The following is a 14,598-nucleotide window of genomic DNA, read 5'->3' on the forward strand; positions in this document are numbered from 1 at the left end:
ACTTGTCGGGGGTCCGTAGTCATGTATTTGAGCGCAGAACGTTTGGCCTTGGCCAATCAGGCGGTTCGGGAGACGTTCGAGCAGTGCAGTATTGTCTGGCAGGCGATCCCGCAGTGGGACACCGGCGACCCTGGCCAGATCAATGTGCCGGACGGCAAATACAACCCCGCGGGCTTCATCACGGTCGATCAAAAGGCGGAGTCCTTCACGATCACCCTCGCCACGGCACATGCGCCCACGCCCGATCTGTTGCTTACTCAGGTGATGGCTAAAACCAAGGATCTCGCGAAACAGGTGGATGACGCCATCCTCCAGGCTGTCTTTACTGCCGCTGCGACGAACGCCCCGACGGGAACCGGCCCGGCGGCGCTGCTCGGCTCGCTGATCAGCGCTCGGGCATCTCTCGAGGACGCCGGATACCGAGCCCCCTCGTGCATCATCACCAATACGGAAGGACTTACTAAACTCAGCCAATTCGCCGGCGGGTCAAGCATACTCGATGATTTGACAGCCGCCGCAAACATCAATTCGTTGTACCGGACCGTACCGCTCAATCCCCCTGACAGCGATTTCAAATTGCTGCTGGTCGGGCGACGACGGCGGATACCCCAGGCTGCTGCGCCGCAGGCATCACCCGGCGAAGAGCCGGTGGACCTCGCGGTGTGCCTGCCGCCGAGCCTGGAAGTCGACGGTGAGGTCGGCGGCGATATCCAACTCACAGCACGCATCCGCTACGCGAACAGGGTCACCGATGCCCACGGCCTTGTTGCCCTCCACTTGTGATAGCGCTGATGGCGGTGCAAGCCCCATAGTTCGCTACCCGCTCGACGATTACCTGGCGCTCTGCAAAGAGGCGTGCGACGCTGAGATCGCTCGGCTGTACGGACCCCGCGATGGTGGAAGCGGCGGCCTCTACGACCTGATCCTCGACTATCCGCTACGTGGCGGGAAGGCCCTTCGACCAGCGCTGAGTATCGCGACATGCCTGGGACTCGGCGGCCGTCTCGAGGCGGTGCTACCAACAGCAGCCACTCTGGAGCTCTATCACAACGCGTTCCTGATCCACGATGACATAGAGGATGAATCGTGGTGGCGGCGCGGCAAACCCACGCTGCATATCGACCACGGCATCCCGATCGCCATCAATGTCGGCGATGCCATGCTCTCGTTATCGCTGCAACCGCTGCTCGACAATGTCGAACGGGTCGGGCTCGGACCCGCACTTCGCATCCTGCGCGCGGTGGCGAAGATGACCCGGCTGACGGTCGACGGCCAGGCGCTGGAGCTCGACTGGGTCCGTTCCAACAGTTGGCGGCTCCTCGACGCCGACTACCTGAGGATGGTGGAACTGAAAACCAGTTGGTATACCTTCATCACTCCCCTGCAGGCGGGCGCTATCGCGGCGGGGGTCGGGCCCGAGCGGATGGACCCGTTGGAGTCCTTCGGACGCCATCTCGGCGCGGCATTCCAGATCACCGACGACCTGCTCAATCTTCGGGGCGACCCGCAGGAGTACGGCAAGGAGATCGGCGGGGATCTGTGGGAGGGCAAGCGAACCCTGATGCTTCTGTACACACTGCGGCATGCCGAGCCAAAGGATCAGGATCGTGTGATCGCAATCTTGGCCAAACGGCGGCCAAGTCCCGACGGTGAAGGGCTGACCGAAGTACTCGACCGACTGGCCGCGCAAGGCGAACTGTCGCAGTCAGGGCGCGTCGAGCTCGCGGCACGGCTGCGGAGCCACCAGACCTCGGAGTGCAAGAGCATCAGTGACATTCGCTGGCTGTTCGAACTGATGCACGACGTCGGATCGCTGCGGCACGCTCGCGACATCGCCGCCGCCCATGCGCAGCAGGCAAGCACACTGCTGACGCGTTTCGACTGGTTCCCTCACAGCCGACACCGCGACTTCCTCGCCGACCTCGTGGACTACGTGCACGGGCGTACCCGATGAGCCCCGAAGAGCTGGCCGGCATGCTTGCGGAGCTCGAGCGAGTCCGCGAACTCACCCTCGACCTCATCGAGCGGGACACACCGCAGTTGCAACCGCCTCCGCCCGACGACGGCGATGCAACGCAGCGAGCCGTGTTCGACCTACTGCTGAGCGCTCGCCGCGCGGTCCTGGGCAACCCCGCCGCTGCTCGTCGGCTCCATGACGTCCTCGCCACCGAGGGTCGGCGCTACGCCGAAACGCCCCGTGGGGCCAGGCTGCGCGACGGGCTGGTCGCCTCCGAATCGGTGGAAAATCTCCGCCGCGTCTGGGAAATGGTGAGTCTTAACGTCCTTGGCGGCCCCACCTCATCCAGCGGAGCTCCCCATGCCTGGGCCGACCTGCTGGTCGATGCCCTCGTCGGGCAGCGACTCGACGACTCCACCCTGGCACGGCTTCGTCCCACGGGGTTCACGTGAGGCTCACTGATCCTCGTGACGCGCTCGCCGACCACAGCGATTTCGTCGGCTATCTGGTCGGTCTCGCCGCGATGGCTGACATGATTCGCTCCCTAGCCGCCACCGATCGCCGCGCCGAACCGGTACGGGACTGCGACGACTTCCGATATGCCCTGCTCGGGCTTGCCAGCGTGGGTTCGGCCATCGAGCGAATGGCCAACTGTGTTGCCCAACCGCCACATCCGAGTCGTGACGCCGACGCGGCCGCCCGACCGACGAGATACCTCCGATGAACGCCGCGCTCGCGCGCAGCGACTTCCTCCGAACGCCGGTCCTGGCGGGCGTGCAGCCGGCGGCCTTCAAGGAGTGGCATCACTTCGTGATCCACGGTCACGGCGTGCGGGTGCTGATCAACTTCAGCCTCAACAACGAGGTCTTCGGTGCCGGCGACATCAGACCTGCCCCGCGAGTCATCGTGATCGCACACGACGAGAACTGGACCGGTGCCATCGAGCGGTTCGACAGACACGCGATCGAGGTCTCGCCGGATCTGGGCGGTCTGGCGATCGGCAACAACAAAATGACGGTCGAGGCCGACGGCTACTACGTATCGATAGATCTGCCCGACAACGATATTCGGGGTGAATTACACTTCGCCGCGACCAGCCAGCCGTTCGTGGTTCGCAACGAACCGGCTGGCGAAGGCCGGATCAGCTGGCTGTTCGTGCCACGACTGCGCGCGCAGGGCTGGCTGCACATCGGCGGCCGAGATCACCGATTCGACGACGAGCTGGCCTATCACGACCACAACTGGGGCCGATTCCGGTGGGGTGACGATTTCGGCTGGACCTGGGCAACCATCCTGCCCACAGCCCCCGACGACCCGTGGTCGATGGTGTTCGTCGAGATAACCGACCGCAGCTGGTTGCGGTCGGTATCGCGATCGCTCTACGTATGGCGCCACGACGAACCCGCCGCGATATTCCGGCACGCGGCGGTTCAGACACGCTCAGACGGCAGGCTTGCCCGCGCGGCCGATTGCACGCTTCCGCCGCCGATGCGACTTCTGCTGGACGGGGAGCTTCCGGGTGTGCCAGCGCGGGTCGAAGTCGGCGCGTGCCGAGCGGGCGACTCCGTGCATGTCGAGTTCACATCGCGTTCCTACGCTCGTCTGGCGCAACCAAGCGAAGTGCGCCCCGACCGCTCGACTGTGCTGTGTGAAACCGACGGGACGGTTCGGGTGCACGGCACGATCAAGGGCGAGAACTTCACCTTCGACGGTACCGGCGTATTCGAGTTCCTCTATGGCTGAACAGGTCTCGTCGCTCTTCCGGCGGTCAATCGAGCATCTCGAGGAAGATGTGCCCGCCAGTTATCAAATGCTGGTTAGCGAACTCGGTCCGCTGGTCGTTGAACTCGACGTCGCCGACGATATGTTTACCGTCCACGCCGCGAGCGACCGGCTCCACGTGTCGGACGGCCCGGCCCAGAAAGCCAGGGTCCGGATCCGGACCTCGCGAACCGCGATTCTCGATCTGATCGACGCGAAAGTCGGACTCGACGAAGCCGTGGAGGCGGGCGCCGTCTCGGTACACGGGTGCCTCGATGACATTCAGCGCGCACACGACACACTGCTGGCATACATACACGGTGCAGTCCGGGCGGCGTCGGTACCCGCACTGCTGTCCGAACTCCGGGCTGGTGCGACATGACCGACCACGGCATAACGACACCGGCGTCCTGCGAGCGCCGTCCGACCGTAGCGGTGATCGGCGCCGGCATCGCGGGACTCACCGCCGCTCACGAACTCGCCGAACGCGGCTTCATCGTGACGGTGTACGAAGCGCAACAGGACGAACGAAACGGGTTGGGACCCAAGCACGCGGGTGCGTACCCGCCGGTGAAGCTCGGTGGTCTTGCCGCCTCCCAGTATTCGACGGTGGGCACGCACAACGGGAGCCAGGCCGAACTGCGGGCGTTCCCCGGGCGGCGGGGCCATCCGCCTGCGCCGGGACGTGCGGTGGCGGGTGAACACGGATTTCGTTTCTTCCCGGCGTACTACCTGCACATCTGGGACATGTTCCAACGCATTCCGGTGTATCAACACAGCCACCGAGCCGACGGCAGCGCCCACTGGACGCCGACCTCGCGCACTGTCTACGACAACGTCCGACGGGTAGTTACCCAAGGCGCCACCGCCGACGGAGAGCCATCGTTGGTGTTTCCCCGCGAACTTCCGCGCAGCCCCGCTGAATTCCTCGGTGTACTGAGCCAATTGAGCACTCTGGGTTTTGCGCCAAGCGACATCGCCACCTACGAGAGCAGACTGCTGCGCTATCTCGTCACAAGCCCCCTGCGCCGTGCGGAAGAACTCCAGAACGTTTCGGCTTATGACTTCTTTGTCGGACACGACCCCCGAACCGGGATCAACAAGTACTCCTACACACCGCAGTGCGACAAGCTATTGCGCCAGATGCCAAGAGTTTTGGTCGCCCTCGATTCACGCTGGGGAGACGCGCGCACGAATCTCAGCACCAATCTGCAGCTGTACCTGAGCATGGATCGCCGCGACAACAAGGCCGACGGAGTGCTCAACGGCCCCACAACAGAGTCGTGGTTCGACCACTGGTATCACCACCTGGTCGCTCTCGGCGTCCGGTTCGTCCGAACAGCGGCGACGCGCATCGACCCACCCGCAGTCGATAAGACACTGTCGCCCCACCTGCGGCCGCGTGCTCAGATCACCTTCGCCGACGGTTCGCGTGTGACCGCGGATTACGCGGTCGTCGCCGTCGACGCCCCGGCTGCCGAAAACCTCGCCGCCGCATTGCACATCGCGGGCACGGGCGGTACGGCGGCCAGGCTGGAGGGATTCACGACAATCGCTCCACCTCCTGACGGGCCACTACAACCTGGCGCAACCCGACCCGTGCTGCGGCGCAACCCTTACGCGATGGACGAGTTGGGTCGCGTGCCGTGGGACCGATTCCAGACCCTGTGCGGTATCCAGTTCTACTTCGACACCGAGTTCCAGCTGGTTCGCGGGCACATGCTCTATGTCGGCAGCGAGTGGGCGCTGTCGTCGGTCAACCAAACCGGATTGTGGGAGAAGCGGCCGATTCTGGACCGCGACGGCCATATCTCGGTGCTGTCGGTCGACATCGGCGATTTCAATACCCCGTCGTCACATGTGCTGGACGAGTCCGGCCGTGGCAAAGCGGCGCGCGACTGTACGCCGGACGAGATTGCCGCAGAAGTTTGGCGCCAGATCACATCCGCGCTGGCCAGCAATTCCGGTTCAGGCGGCCAAGGGGTGGTGCCGACGCCGACGTGGTACGCGCTCGATCGCGGCCTCGTCATGGCGGAAGGTCCCGGCCAAGGGCAGGGCCGGGTGGTCCGTAACGACACTCCGTATCTGGTCCCCATCGTCGGGGACTGGGACAACCGGCCGAGTACAGAACCGTGGAATCCGCACGGTACGTCGTGGAGTTACGTTCCGCCCGAGGATGTTTGGCTGGATGATCTCGATCGGCAGAACGTCTGGCAAGCGCGCCACGGCGGCTATCAGGTGCACAACAATTCGGTCGTCTTCGCCGGCACCTGGAACAAGACGTTCACCCGGCTGACATCGATGGAGGCGGCGTGCGAATCAGGTCGTCACGCAGTCAACGCGATTCTCGACCATTACATCTGGGTCGAAACCGGCGGCGCCGACCGCCGCGAAAAGAGTCCGGCACTTGATTGGGTGTTCCCTTACGGCTTCCTCGATCAGAGTTTGTCGAGCCCGATCCGGATGCCGACGCCTGCGGGTGACTACTGCTACGTGTTCGACATAGAGAACCGCGAACCGGCCGACACCCGTGCCCTTCGCAACCTCGACTCTGACTTCTGCGAGCAGTCTTTGCCGCACCCGTTGGACACGCCGCCCTTCTTTCCGCTCGGAGCCCCGCCCGCCCTTCCCACCCCACCTGCAGGAGGTCATGGAATGATCACGCCATCACCGGACTACATGCAACAGTTGTTCGCTTATCTTCAAGCAGGACAACAGCTTCTGCAACAGTGGACGACCATGGCGGGAAGTTCGCCCCCACCGCCCAATCCGTTCGTGGCACCAACCGCCACCGCGGCCGGACAGCCGCCGGCGTTTGCCCCGCAGCCGATGCCTCCCGCACCGGCCGACTATGCGCAGCAGCTGTTCAGTTACCTTCAAGCCTGGCGACAATACCTCGAGCACAGCGCAGGGGTGGCGCCGTCGTCACCGCAGACCTCCCCGGCGACACCCTCAGCCGTGCCGACGCCATTATTCGGCGGCCAGCTGTTCTCCCCCGCTCCGCAGCACCTCCGCGGGCCCGGACAGGACGTCGCCAACGAACCCGAGAACACTGGCGGCAGCAAGAGCAATGTGCTTAGCGGCGAGGGCAAAGATTCGAAAAAGACCTTTCCGCCGGTGCTACGAATGGCACCCACTGCCACGAACACACAGGCACCCGATTCTGATCAACAGATAGGACGGCGGCAGCAGCAGATCCTGATTCGGCCCGGCAACTTCAACGTCCACCAGCTCCACGACATCGGACGCGACACCGTCGGGGAGAACCCGACCACGTCATCGGCGCAGGCCGCAACCGCCACCACGCCGGCGGATATCGTCAGTCCTCTTGCAGCTTCGGCATTCACCAGTGCGATGAGTCGAGTGGATCGGGCGTCCGTGCAGCCGATCGTCGCCAAATCGCTCTTCTCTCAACCAGGCATCGACACCCCGTCAGGCTAAGAGACCCTCACTCCATCAGCCCAGCCGCGACGGTCGCGCCGAGGTTCCAGCACGCCTCGAGGTCGTTCTTGGTCGGCTTGCCGGACACGATGACCGTCTCGGCGGCCCGCACCCAGCCCAAGCCGGCGGTGATGCCGTCGATGGCGCGCTGCGCGCCCTCGGTGCCCTCGTTACCGTGCAGGTAGACGCCGAACGGGCGGCCTCGGGTGGAGTCCAGGATCTGGTAGTAGGACTGGTCGAAAGCGTGCTTGAGAGCGCCCGAGATGTAGCCGAGATTGGCGGGGCTGCCCAGTAGATAGCCGTCCGCCTCCAACATGTCGGCGGCCGAACATGTCAGTGCCGGCCTGCGAATCACCTCGACCCCGTCGATCTCGGGGTCGGTCGCGCCGGCGAGCACCGCCTCGAACATCTCGTGGCAGTGCGGCGACGGCGTGTGATGCACAATCAGAAGACGCTTCATCTCCGAAACCGTTTCAGCGCGAGGTCGCCGCGGGAGTCAGCACAACGACCGGGATCTCGCGCGTCGTCCGTGTTCACGGTGTTGAAGAGACGCGCGCCCGGCGAGTCAGCCGTCACCGTCTCACCTCCGCCTGCATGGCAACGGCTTTGCGCATCGTCTCACGGGCTCGGCCGCGATCGCCGGCATAGTCGTAGGCCCGCGCCAGCCGGTACCACCGCTGCCAGTTGTCCGGATCGGCTTCCAGTTCGGCCCGCACCGTGTCGAACAACGCGTCCGCGGCGTCGCGCTCGATACGTCCCGACGGCGTCCGCGGCAGCTGGCTCACATCCAGTTCCATCCCGGCCTCGACGGCCAGCCGCGCCAGCCGCTGATGGGCGAACCCGGCGCGCAGCGTCGCCACCATCGCCCACACCCCGACCACCGGAAGGATCAGCACCCCGATGCCGAGCGCGACCGCGACCGGAGTTCCGGTGCCGATCAGGGTGATCCCGGTTCGGCCCAGCAGCAGAAAGTAGACAACCAGGGCCGCACACATGAGGCCGATCAGAAGCTGGACGCGCAAGGCGGCGTTCACAGGTCGAGCAGCGGTTCGATTCCGATGGTAAGGCCGGGCCGGTTGGCGACCTCGCGGACTGCGAGCAGGACGCCGGGCACGAACGAGGTGCGGTCCAGGCTGTCGTGCCGGATGGTCAGCGTCTCCCCGAGCGTGCCGAACAGCACCTCCTGATGCGCGACCAGCCCGGTCAACCGAATGGAGTGCACCGGCACGCCGTCGACATCTGCCCCGCGAGCTCCGTCCAAACCGGTACTGGTGGCATCGGGGTTGGGCGGCAAGCCTTTTCGTGCCTCGGCGATCAACCGGGCGGTGCGGGTCGCAGTACCTGAGGGGGCGTCAGCTTTGTGTGGGTGGTGCAGTTCGATCACTTCGACGGATTCGAAGTAGGGCGCGGCCTTCTGCGCGAAGTGCATCGACAGCACGGCGCCGATCGCGAAGTTGGGGGCGATCAGAACAGCGGACTTGGGGTGGTCAGCCAGCCAGGACCGGACGGTGTCCAGGCGCTCGTCGGTGAAGCCGGTGGTGCCGACGACGGCATGGATCCCGTTGTCGATGAGGAACTTCAGGTTGTCCATCACCACATCGGGATGGGTGAAGTCGATGACTACCTCGGTGTCGCTGTCGGTAAGCAGCGACAGCGCATCACCGGCGTCGACTTCGGCGCTCAGCGTCAGGTCGTCGGCCGCGCGGACGGCGTCGCACATCGTGGTTCCGACTTTGCCTCTGGCTCCCAGCACCGCAACTCGCATACCTGCAGCCTAACGAGGCACCGCTACCGTCATCTCAATGCACCATTCACCGTCCAGGGTGGGTTGCTAGGACTTACCATTTCTCTGGGGAGGTCGGGGATGTTCACGAAAGCTGGATTGGCCATAGCAATGAGCGCCGCATTGATAGCGGCGGCTCCGGTGAGCACAGCCGCGACGGTGCTGACGCTCGAGGGCGGCTTCGTCGGGATGCAGCACTTTGTGCACTTCGTGCCGACCCAGCTGCAGGGAGACCTGTGCAAGAGCCCGAATCACTGTCAGCCGGTCGACTACTTCGCGTTTCCCACCGACACCTTCACCGCTCAAGGAGCGACGAAAGTTCAGCAGGCCATCGCGCGTCTGCCCGCCGATGAGCAAATCGTCCTCTTCGGCCACAGCCAAGGCGGACAGGTCGTCTATTCCGACCTGCGCCGGTTTGCCGCCGACCCGGCCACCGCACCCGACCCGTCCCGGCTGACGTGGGTCTCGATCGGCAATCCGGAAAATCCGTACGGTGGGCGGCGAGCCAAGACCGAGACGCCGGCTACTCCGTACCTACCGGTCGACACTGCCTACACCGGCACCGAAGTCATTCGGCAGTACGACGGGTGGGCCGACTGGCCGGACGACACACGCAACCTGCTTGCGGTCGCCAATGCGTTCGCCGGAATGTTCTCGATCCACACCAACTACCGCAACGTCGACCTCAACGATCCGAACAACCTGCGGTACACACCGGACGTGGCCGGGCAGCCGGGCAATGTCACCTACGTGTGGGTACCGACGAAGACACTGCCGCTCGTCGCCTGGGCCGGACCACTGGCCCCGGCGCTGGACAAGAAACTGCGCCCGATCATCGAGGCGGCCTACCACCGGCCGGTCGACATACCGGATCCGCATGCGCCGGCGCCGGCTTCGGTCTCGGTGCAATCCGCTCGCTCCGCTGCGCCACCGGCCAAGGCAGCATCGACGAAACGCGCCAAAGCCGGTTCCGGCAGCGCCAAGTCGACCAGCCAGCCCAAACCGAAAGGCTCGACAGCATCCTCGGCTCGCCGACAGTAACGCCACGGTCGCGATCGGCGCGACTTCCCGCCATGGCGTTACGCTCGGCGCCAGGCAATCGCGGCCGGCCTAGAGCGGAGCGGCACCGCGCAGGTGCTCGAAGATCAACGACGTCTGGGTTCCCGCCACGTCGGAGTCGGAGTTGAGGTTCTCGACGACGAACGAGCGCAGGTCGTCGGTGTCGCGGGCGGCCACATGGATGATGAAGTCGTCGGCGCCGGCCAGGAAGTACACGTCCATCACCTGCGGCTTGCGCCGGATGTGCTCGATGAAGCTGAGGATCTTTCCGCGGGCGTTGGACTGCAGGCTCACCGAGATCATCGCCTGCAACGACAGCCCGATCGCGGCCGGATCGATGTCGGTGTAGAAGCCGCGGATCACCCCGATGTCCTGCAGCCTGCGCACGCGCCCGTGACAGGTCGACGGCGCGATACCGACAGCGTCCGCCAGCGCGCTGTTGGAGATCCGGGCGTCCGCATGCAGGGTGGCCAGAATCCGGCGGTCGACATCGTCCAATTCGGTCCGAACATCCTTCGGCGCAACCGCCGGACGAGCATCCGATATCGCCGATTCTTCATTCATGGACCCAATCTATCGAATTTTCACCAATCCGATTGCAATCCACTCGAATTTTCTTCACACTTCTTCCTAAGCCAAATTCCAATCGAGGAGCGATCATGCGCGTCGGCATCCCGACCGAGATCAAGAACAACGAGTACCGCGTCGCCATCACCCCGGCCGGCGTGTCCGAACTGGTCCGCCGCGGCCACGAGGTCATCGTCCAGGCCGGCGCCGGTGAAGGTTCCGCCATCCACGACGACGACTTCAAGGCCGCCGGTGCGCAGATCATCGCCGGCGCCGACCAGGTCTGGGCTGAGGCCGACCTGCTGCTGAAGGTCAAGGAGCCCATCGAGGCCGAGTATTCGCGGATGCGCAAAGACCAGACCCTGTTCACCTACCTGCACCTGGCCGCCTCGCGTCCGTGCACCGACGCTCTGCTGGCATCCGGCACCACGTCGATCGCCTACGAGACGGTGCAGACCGCCGACGGAGCGCTTCCGCTGCTGGCCCCGATGAGCGAGGTCGCAGGCCGGCTGGCCGCGCAGGTCGGCGCCTACCACTTGATGCGCACCCAGGGCGGTCGCGGTGTTCTGATGGGCGGCGTGCCCGGTGTTGCCCCGGCCAAGGTCGTGGTGATCGGCGGCGGAATGGCCGGCGACAATGCCGCCGCCGTCGCCTGGGGCATGGGCGCGCACGTCACCGTGTTCGACCTCAACATCAACATCCTGCGCAAGATCGACGCCGAGTACGGCGGTGCGATCGAAACCCGCTACTCTTCGCGGCTCGACCTCGAGGATGCCGTCAAGCAGGCTGATCTGGTCATCGGCGCCGTGCTGGTGCCGGGCGCCAAGGCTCCGAAGCTCGTCACGAATGCGACTGTGGCACAGATGAAGCCGGGCGCGGTGCTGGTGGACATCGCCATCGACCAGGGTGGCTGCTTCGAGGATTCCAAGCCAACCACGCACGACGACCCGACCTTCCGGGTGCACGACGCGGTGTTCTACTGCGTGGCCAACATGCCCGGCGCGGTCCCGCGGACCTCGACCTACGCACTGACCAACGCAACCATGCCGTACGTCATCAAGCTCGCCGACAAGGGCTGGAAGGCCGCCTGCGGATCCGATCCCGCGCTGGCCAAGGGCTTGTCGACCCATAGCGGTCAGCTGCTCAATCACGAGGTCGCCAACGACCTCGATCTGCCGTACACCGATCCGGCCGGCCTGATGGCCTGAAAACCTCAGTGAGCCAACAGCTCACTACTGCACAGCGAACCGGGACTGCTCACCGCAGCGTCCCGGTTCGTTGGTCTTACATCCCGGCAGGCGGATGGCCGAGGCAGATCAGCGCGCCCAAGGGGTCTTTGATCGCCGCCAGAGTTCCGTAGGGCGTCTCTTCGATGGGCATCAGCAGCGTCGCCCCGAGTCCCTCGGCCTGCTTCACCGTGGCGGCCACGTCGTCGACGGTGATGTACACCTGCCAGAACGACGGCACATCGGGGGGAAAGAGCTTGGCGGCGTCCATGATTCCCGAATAGGCGCTCTCCCCGGCGAAAACCTGACCGTAGCGGTCCGGCCCGACGGCGTCCGGGTCACCGCCGGTGCCGATCTCCTCGATCCGCGCCCCGAGCGCCTGGCGGTAGAACGCCAGTGACGCGTCGTAGTCCTTGCTTTGACATTCGAACCAGTACGGCGTCCCGTGCTCACCCCACTCGGTGAACCCGGGATGCGTCCCGGGCTGCCAGAACCCGATCACCGCACCGGCGGGGTCGGTCACCACCATCATCGAACCCAGATCTCCGACCGCCATCGGTGGCACCATCACCGTCGCGCCCGCGGCCTCAGCCGCCGCGACGGTGGCGCTGCCGTCCGCGGTGTGCAGGTACACCGACCAAATGTTCGCCGGGCCCTCGCCCATCGGCGGGATCAGCCCAGCCACCCGCTTACCGTTACGGGTGAAGTTCTGATAACCGCCGAATTCCGGGTGCGCCGGTCCCTCGAGCTCCCAGCCGAAGATCTCCCGATAGAACTCCGCGGCTCGCGCGGGATCACTGCTCATCAGGTCGAACCAGATGGGCGCCCCGACCGGGGCGGCGTACTCACTCACGATGGATCCTTTCGGCTGATGTCGTCGGTCTTCAGTACTGACACCCAGCGGGGCGGAAACTCATCGCGGGCGCGTCACCTCCGGCAACGCCAGAGTCGCCACCTCGGCGATGAGCTGGCGCAGCGGCTCGGCCTGCGCATCGTCGGATCGGGTACGGGTCATGATCGCCAGCAGAACGCGTTCGCCGTTGGGCCCGAATGCGATCCCGACGTCATTGGTGCTGGCGTAGTCACCGGATCCGGTCTTGTCGGCGGTCGTCCAGCCAGCCGGCAGCCCACCGCGCATACTCGAGGTGGTGTTGGCGCGCATCCAGTCCTCGAGTTGAGTGCGGTGCGACCCGTCGAGGACGTCGCCGGTCAGCACCCGCGCGAATCCGCTGCCGAGCGCCCGCGGCGTGCTGGTGTCGCGCGGATCGCCGGGAACAGCCGAATTCAGCTCGGTCTCCCAGCGGTCCAGCCGGCTGCGATCATCCCCGATCGAGCGGGCGAACGCGGTGATCGCCGGCGGGCCGCCGATGATACGCAGCAACATGTTCGCCGCGGTGTTGTCGCTGACTTGCAGCGCCGCCGCGCACAGATCCGAAATAGCCATGGGTTGACCGGCATTGGGCTCGGTGCGCGGGGAATTGGGCTTGAGCTCCGCGGGGTCGACCACCACCGTGTCCGTCAGCCGCAGCTCCCCCGCCTGCGCCTTCTGTAGCACCCGAGTCGAGAGGTAAACCTTGAACGTCGAGCACATCGCGAACGGGTCGCCGTCGCGGTTCGCGAGTTCCACCGTGGAGTCCAGATTCTTGGCATAGAGGCCGACGAATGCGTTGTGCCGCTTCTCCAGAGCGGCGATGCGCTGTTCGACGGGCGGCAACGGCTCGGCCGGGTCGCTGAGTGTCGGACGGGTCGGTGAGGGTTTGACGCCGCACGCCGCGAGAACGGTCAGCGCGCCGCCAGTGACCAGAAGGCGGCGGCGGGACAGGCTCATCGGGTGCCCTCCGCCAATGCCGCCACGATGTCGGCTGCGCTACCCCCGCTGATCTCCCGCCACGCGGTGCCCGCCCACAGATTGGTGCCATGCGGATCGCCCGCGGCGACGGCGGCGCGGCGCAGCGGACCCGTCATCTGATTGACATCCGGATAGCCCAACGGTGCCACATCGTCATAGCGGGCGGTGAAGTCATTCGCCAGGCCGCGCGCATACCGGCCCGAAAAAGCCCGTGTCACCACGGTTTCGGTGAACGTCCCGTCGGTCAGCGCCGCGCGGTGGGCGGCGTTGGTGCCGGCCTCCTCGGCCAGCAAGAACGCCGTGCCCGCCTGCGCCGCGACTGCTCCGCCGTGCAGCACCCGTCGGACATCCGCCGCGCTGCACAGACCGCCCGCCGCGATCACCGGCAGGTCGTAAGCTGCGACGATCGCGGACAGCAGTGAATCCAGCGGGTCATCGCCCGGCCGGACGACGGGATCGAACGTCCCCCGATGCCCGCCGGCTTCCGGGCCCTGCACCACCAGAGCGTCGGCGCCCGCAGCGACCGCCGCACCCGCCTCGTCCGGGCTGGTGACCGTCACCGCGACCAGCACGCCCCGATCACGCAGACGGGCAATGATTTCCGGTGTCGGGCAACCGAAGGTGAACGAGGCCACCTCGGGTGCGGTATCGGCGACCACGTCGAGCTTGGCCTGCCACGCGTCGTCGTCGGGATGGGGCCGCGCGATCTCAGCACCGTAGTGATCGGCAAGCGGGGCAAGCAGGTCGCGGTAGCGCTCCAGCTCATCGGCGTTCGCCGCAGACGGCTGCGGCACAAAGAGATTCACCCCGATCGGGGCCGACGTCAACGCCCGGGCACCGGCGATCACCTCGGCGAACTTGTCCGCTGTCAGATAGCCGGCCGCCACGAAACCCAGGCCACCTGCGTCGGACACCGCGGCCGCCAGGGCGGGCGTGCTCGGACCGCCTGCCATTG

The 14,598-nt window shown here is 65.6% G+C and carries 16 protein-coding genes; 9 read left to right on the forward strand and 7 right to left on the reverse strand.

Translation table 11 applies throughout. The features are described 5' to 3' along the window. Positions 1 to 21: 21 nt before the first annotated feature. From AB4879_RS14470 to AB4879_RS14500, 7 genes are read left to right on the forward strand one after another with little or no spacing between them, the layout of a single operon-like run. A complete protein-coding gene (locus AB4879_RS14470; RefSeq protein WP_370508125.1) occupies positions 22 to 783 on the forward strand; it encodes a hypothetical protein in 762 nt (253 codons plus the stop codon). Continuing rightward, a complete protein-coding gene (locus AB4879_RS14475) occupies positions 752 to 1,954 on the forward strand; it encodes a polyprenyl synthetase family protein (protein WP_370508126.1) in 1,203 nt (400 codons plus the stop codon). The genes AB4879_RS14470 and AB4879_RS14475 overlap by 32 nt, the downstream gene beginning before the upstream one ends. Next, on the forward strand, positions 1,951 to 2,409 hold the full coding sequence (locus AB4879_RS14480) for a hypothetical protein (protein WP_370508127.1): 459 nt from the start codon (positions 1,951 to 1,953) through the stop codon (positions 2,407 to 2,409). The genes AB4879_RS14475 and AB4879_RS14480 overlap by 4 nt, the downstream gene beginning before the upstream one ends. Continuing rightward, entirely contained in the window at positions 2,406 to 2,681 is a 276-nt protein-coding gene (locus AB4879_RS14485) for a hypothetical protein (protein ID WP_370508128.1), read from the forward strand. Before AB4879_RS14480 ends, AB4879_RS14485 begins: the two co-directional genes overlap by 4 nt. Further along, on the forward strand, positions 2,678 to 3,700 hold the full coding sequence (locus AB4879_RS14490; RefSeq protein ID WP_370508129.1) for a hypothetical protein: 1,023 nt from the start codon (positions 2,678 to 2,680) through the stop codon (positions 3,698 to 3,700). The genes AB4879_RS14485 and AB4879_RS14490 overlap by 4 nt, the downstream gene beginning before the upstream one ends. Next, positions 3,693 to 4,100, forward strand: coding sequence for an SCP2 sterol-binding domain-containing protein (locus tag AB4879_RS14495; protein ID WP_370508130.1), 408 nt, complete (start codon positions 3,693 to 3,695; stop codon positions 4,098 to 4,100). The genes AB4879_RS14490 and AB4879_RS14495 overlap by 8 nt, the downstream gene beginning before the upstream one ends. After that, positions 4,097 to 7,159: an FAD-dependent oxidoreductase gene (locus AB4879_RS14500; RefSeq protein ID WP_370508131.1), complete on the forward strand. Its 3,063-nt coding sequence runs from the start codon at positions 4,097 to 4,099 to the stop codon at positions 7,157 to 7,159. Before AB4879_RS14495 ends, AB4879_RS14500 begins: the two co-directional genes overlap by 4 nt. Before the next feature lie 7 nt (positions 7,160 to 7,166). Here AB4879_RS14500 and AB4879_RS14505 read toward each other — a convergent pair whose 3' ends face one another. The 3 genes from AB4879_RS14505 to dapB form a co-directional block, all read right to left on the reverse strand. Beyond that, positions 7,167 to 7,619 (reverse strand): flavodoxin family protein, encoded by a 453-nt coding sequence (locus AB4879_RS14505; protein ID WP_370508132.1) that lies wholly within the window; start codon positions 7,617 to 7,619, stop codon positions 7,167 to 7,169. 112 nt (positions 7,620 to 7,731) lie between these two features. Next, positions 7,732 to 8,154, reverse strand: a complete 423-nt coding sequence (locus AB4879_RS14510) for a hypothetical protein (protein ID WP_370508133.1) — start codon at positions 8,152 to 8,154, stop codon at positions 7,732 to 7,734. Positions 8,155 to 8,189: 35 nt separating this feature from the next. Then, positions 8,190 to 8,924 carry a 4-hydroxy-tetrahydrodipicolinate reductase gene (gene dapB / locus AB4879_RS14515; protein WP_370508134.1) on the reverse strand — a complete coding sequence of 245 codons (735 nt, stop codon included), beginning with the start codon at positions 8,922 to 8,924 and terminating at the stop codon, positions 8,190 to 8,192. 129 nt (positions 8,925 to 9,053) lie between these two features. On the opposite strand from dapB, the gene AB4879_RS14520 reads away from it, so the two are divergent. Then, on the forward strand, positions 9,054 to 9,983 hold the full coding sequence (locus tag AB4879_RS14520; protein WP_370508135.1) for a PE-PPE domain-containing protein: 930 nt from the start codon (positions 9,054 to 9,056) through the stop codon (positions 9,981 to 9,983). Between the two features lie 69 nt (positions 9,984 to 10,052). Here the strand turns inward: AB4879_RS14520 and AB4879_RS14525 are convergent, their stop codons facing one another. Next, positions 10,053 to 10,565 (reverse strand): Lrp/AsnC family transcriptional regulator, encoded by a 513-nt coding sequence (locus AB4879_RS14525; RefSeq protein ID WP_370508136.1) that lies wholly within the window; start codon positions 10,563 to 10,565, stop codon positions 10,053 to 10,055. Between the two features lie 95 nt (positions 10,566 to 10,660). Between AB4879_RS14525 and ald the strand changes: the two genes are divergently transcribed. Beyond that, positions 10,661 to 11,776: an alanine dehydrogenase gene (gene ald / locus AB4879_RS14530; protein ID WP_370508137.1), complete on the forward strand. Its 1,116-nt coding sequence runs from the start codon at positions 10,661 to 10,663 to the stop codon at positions 11,774 to 11,776. Positions 11,777 to 11,852: 76 nt separating this feature from the next. On the opposite strand, the gene AB4879_RS14535 is transcribed toward ald, so the two are convergent. Genes AB4879_RS14535 through AB4879_RS14545 form a run of 3 tightly spaced genes read right to left on the reverse strand, consistent with a single transcriptional unit; the run spans position 11,853 to position 14,596 of the window. Next, positions 11,853 to 12,647, reverse strand: coding sequence for a VOC family protein (locus AB4879_RS14535; protein WP_370508138.1), 795 nt, complete (start codon positions 12,645 to 12,647; stop codon positions 11,853 to 11,855). 60 nt (positions 12,648 to 12,707) lie between these two features. Beyond that, entirely contained in the window at positions 12,708 to 13,622 is a 915-nt protein-coding gene (gene bla, locus AB4879_RS14540; RefSeq protein ID WP_370508139.1) for a class A beta-lactamase, read from the reverse strand. Next, complete coding sequence (locus AB4879_RS14545) at positions 13,619 to 14,596, reverse strand: nitronate monooxygenase (RefSeq protein ID WP_370508326.1); 978 nt, start codon at positions 14,594 to 14,596, stop codon at positions 13,619 to 13,621. Before AB4879_RS14545 ends, bla begins: the two co-directional genes overlap by 4 nt. Between the last annotated feature and the right edge of the window lie 2 nt (positions 14,597 to 14,598).

Source organism: Mycobacterium sp. SA01 (assembly GCF_041287105.1).
Classification (GTDB): Bacteria; Actinomycetota; Actinomycetes; order Mycobacteriales; family Mycobacteriaceae; genus Mycobacterium.

Coding starts and splice junctions, on each gene's coding strand:
- bla (WP_370508139.1), bottom strand. CDS start 13,622: ATGAGCCTGTCCCGCCGCCGCCTTCTGGTCACTGGCGGCGCGCTGACC.
- AB4879_RS14520 (WP_370508135.1), top strand. CDS start 9,054: ATGAGCGCCGCATTGATAGCGGCGGCTCCGGTGAGCACAGCCGCGACG.
- AB4879_RS14500 (WP_370508131.1), top strand. CDS start 4,097: ATGACCGACCACGGCATAACGACACCGGCGTCCTGCGAGCGCCGTCCG.
- AB4879_RS14510 (WP_370508133.1), bottom strand. CDS start 8,154: ATGTGTGCGGCCCTGGTTGTCTACTTTCTGCTGCTGGGCCGAACCGGG.
- AB4879_RS14480 (WP_370508127.1), top strand. CDS start 1,951: ATGAGCCCCGAAGAGCTGGCCGGCATGCTTGCGGAGCTCGAGCGAGTC.
- ald (WP_370508137.1), top strand. CDS start 10,661: ATGCGCGTCGGCATCCCGACCGAGATCAAGAACAACGAGTACCGCGTC.
- AB4879_RS14505 (WP_370508132.1), bottom strand. CDS start 7,619: ATGAAGCGTCTTCTGATTGTGCATCACACGCCGTCGCCGCACTGCCAC.
- AB4879_RS14495 (WP_370508130.1), top strand. CDS start 3,693: ATGGCTGAACAGGTCTCGTCGCTCTTCCGGCGGTCAATCGAGCATCTC.
- AB4879_RS14545 (WP_370508326.1), bottom strand. CDS start 14,596: ATGGCAGGCGGTCCGAGCACGCCCGCCCTGGCGGCCGCGGTGTCCGAC.
- AB4879_RS14525 (WP_370508136.1), bottom strand. CDS start 10,565: ATGAATGAAGAATCGGCGATATCGGATGCTCGTCCGGCGGTTGCGCCG.
- AB4879_RS14470 (WP_370508125.1), top strand. CDS start 22: ATGTATTTGAGCGCAGAACGTTTGGCCTTGGCCAATCAGGCGGTTCGG.
- AB4879_RS14475 (WP_370508126.1), top strand. CDS start 752: ATGCCCACGGCCTTGTTGCCCTCCACTTGTGATAGCGCTGATGGCGGT.
- AB4879_RS14490 (WP_370508129.1), top strand. CDS start 2,678: ATGAACGCCGCGCTCGCGCGCAGCGACTTCCTCCGAACGCCGGTCCTG.
- dapB (WP_370508134.1), bottom strand. CDS start 8,924: ATGCGAGTTGCGGTGCTGGGAGCCAGAGGCAAAGTCGGAACCACGATG.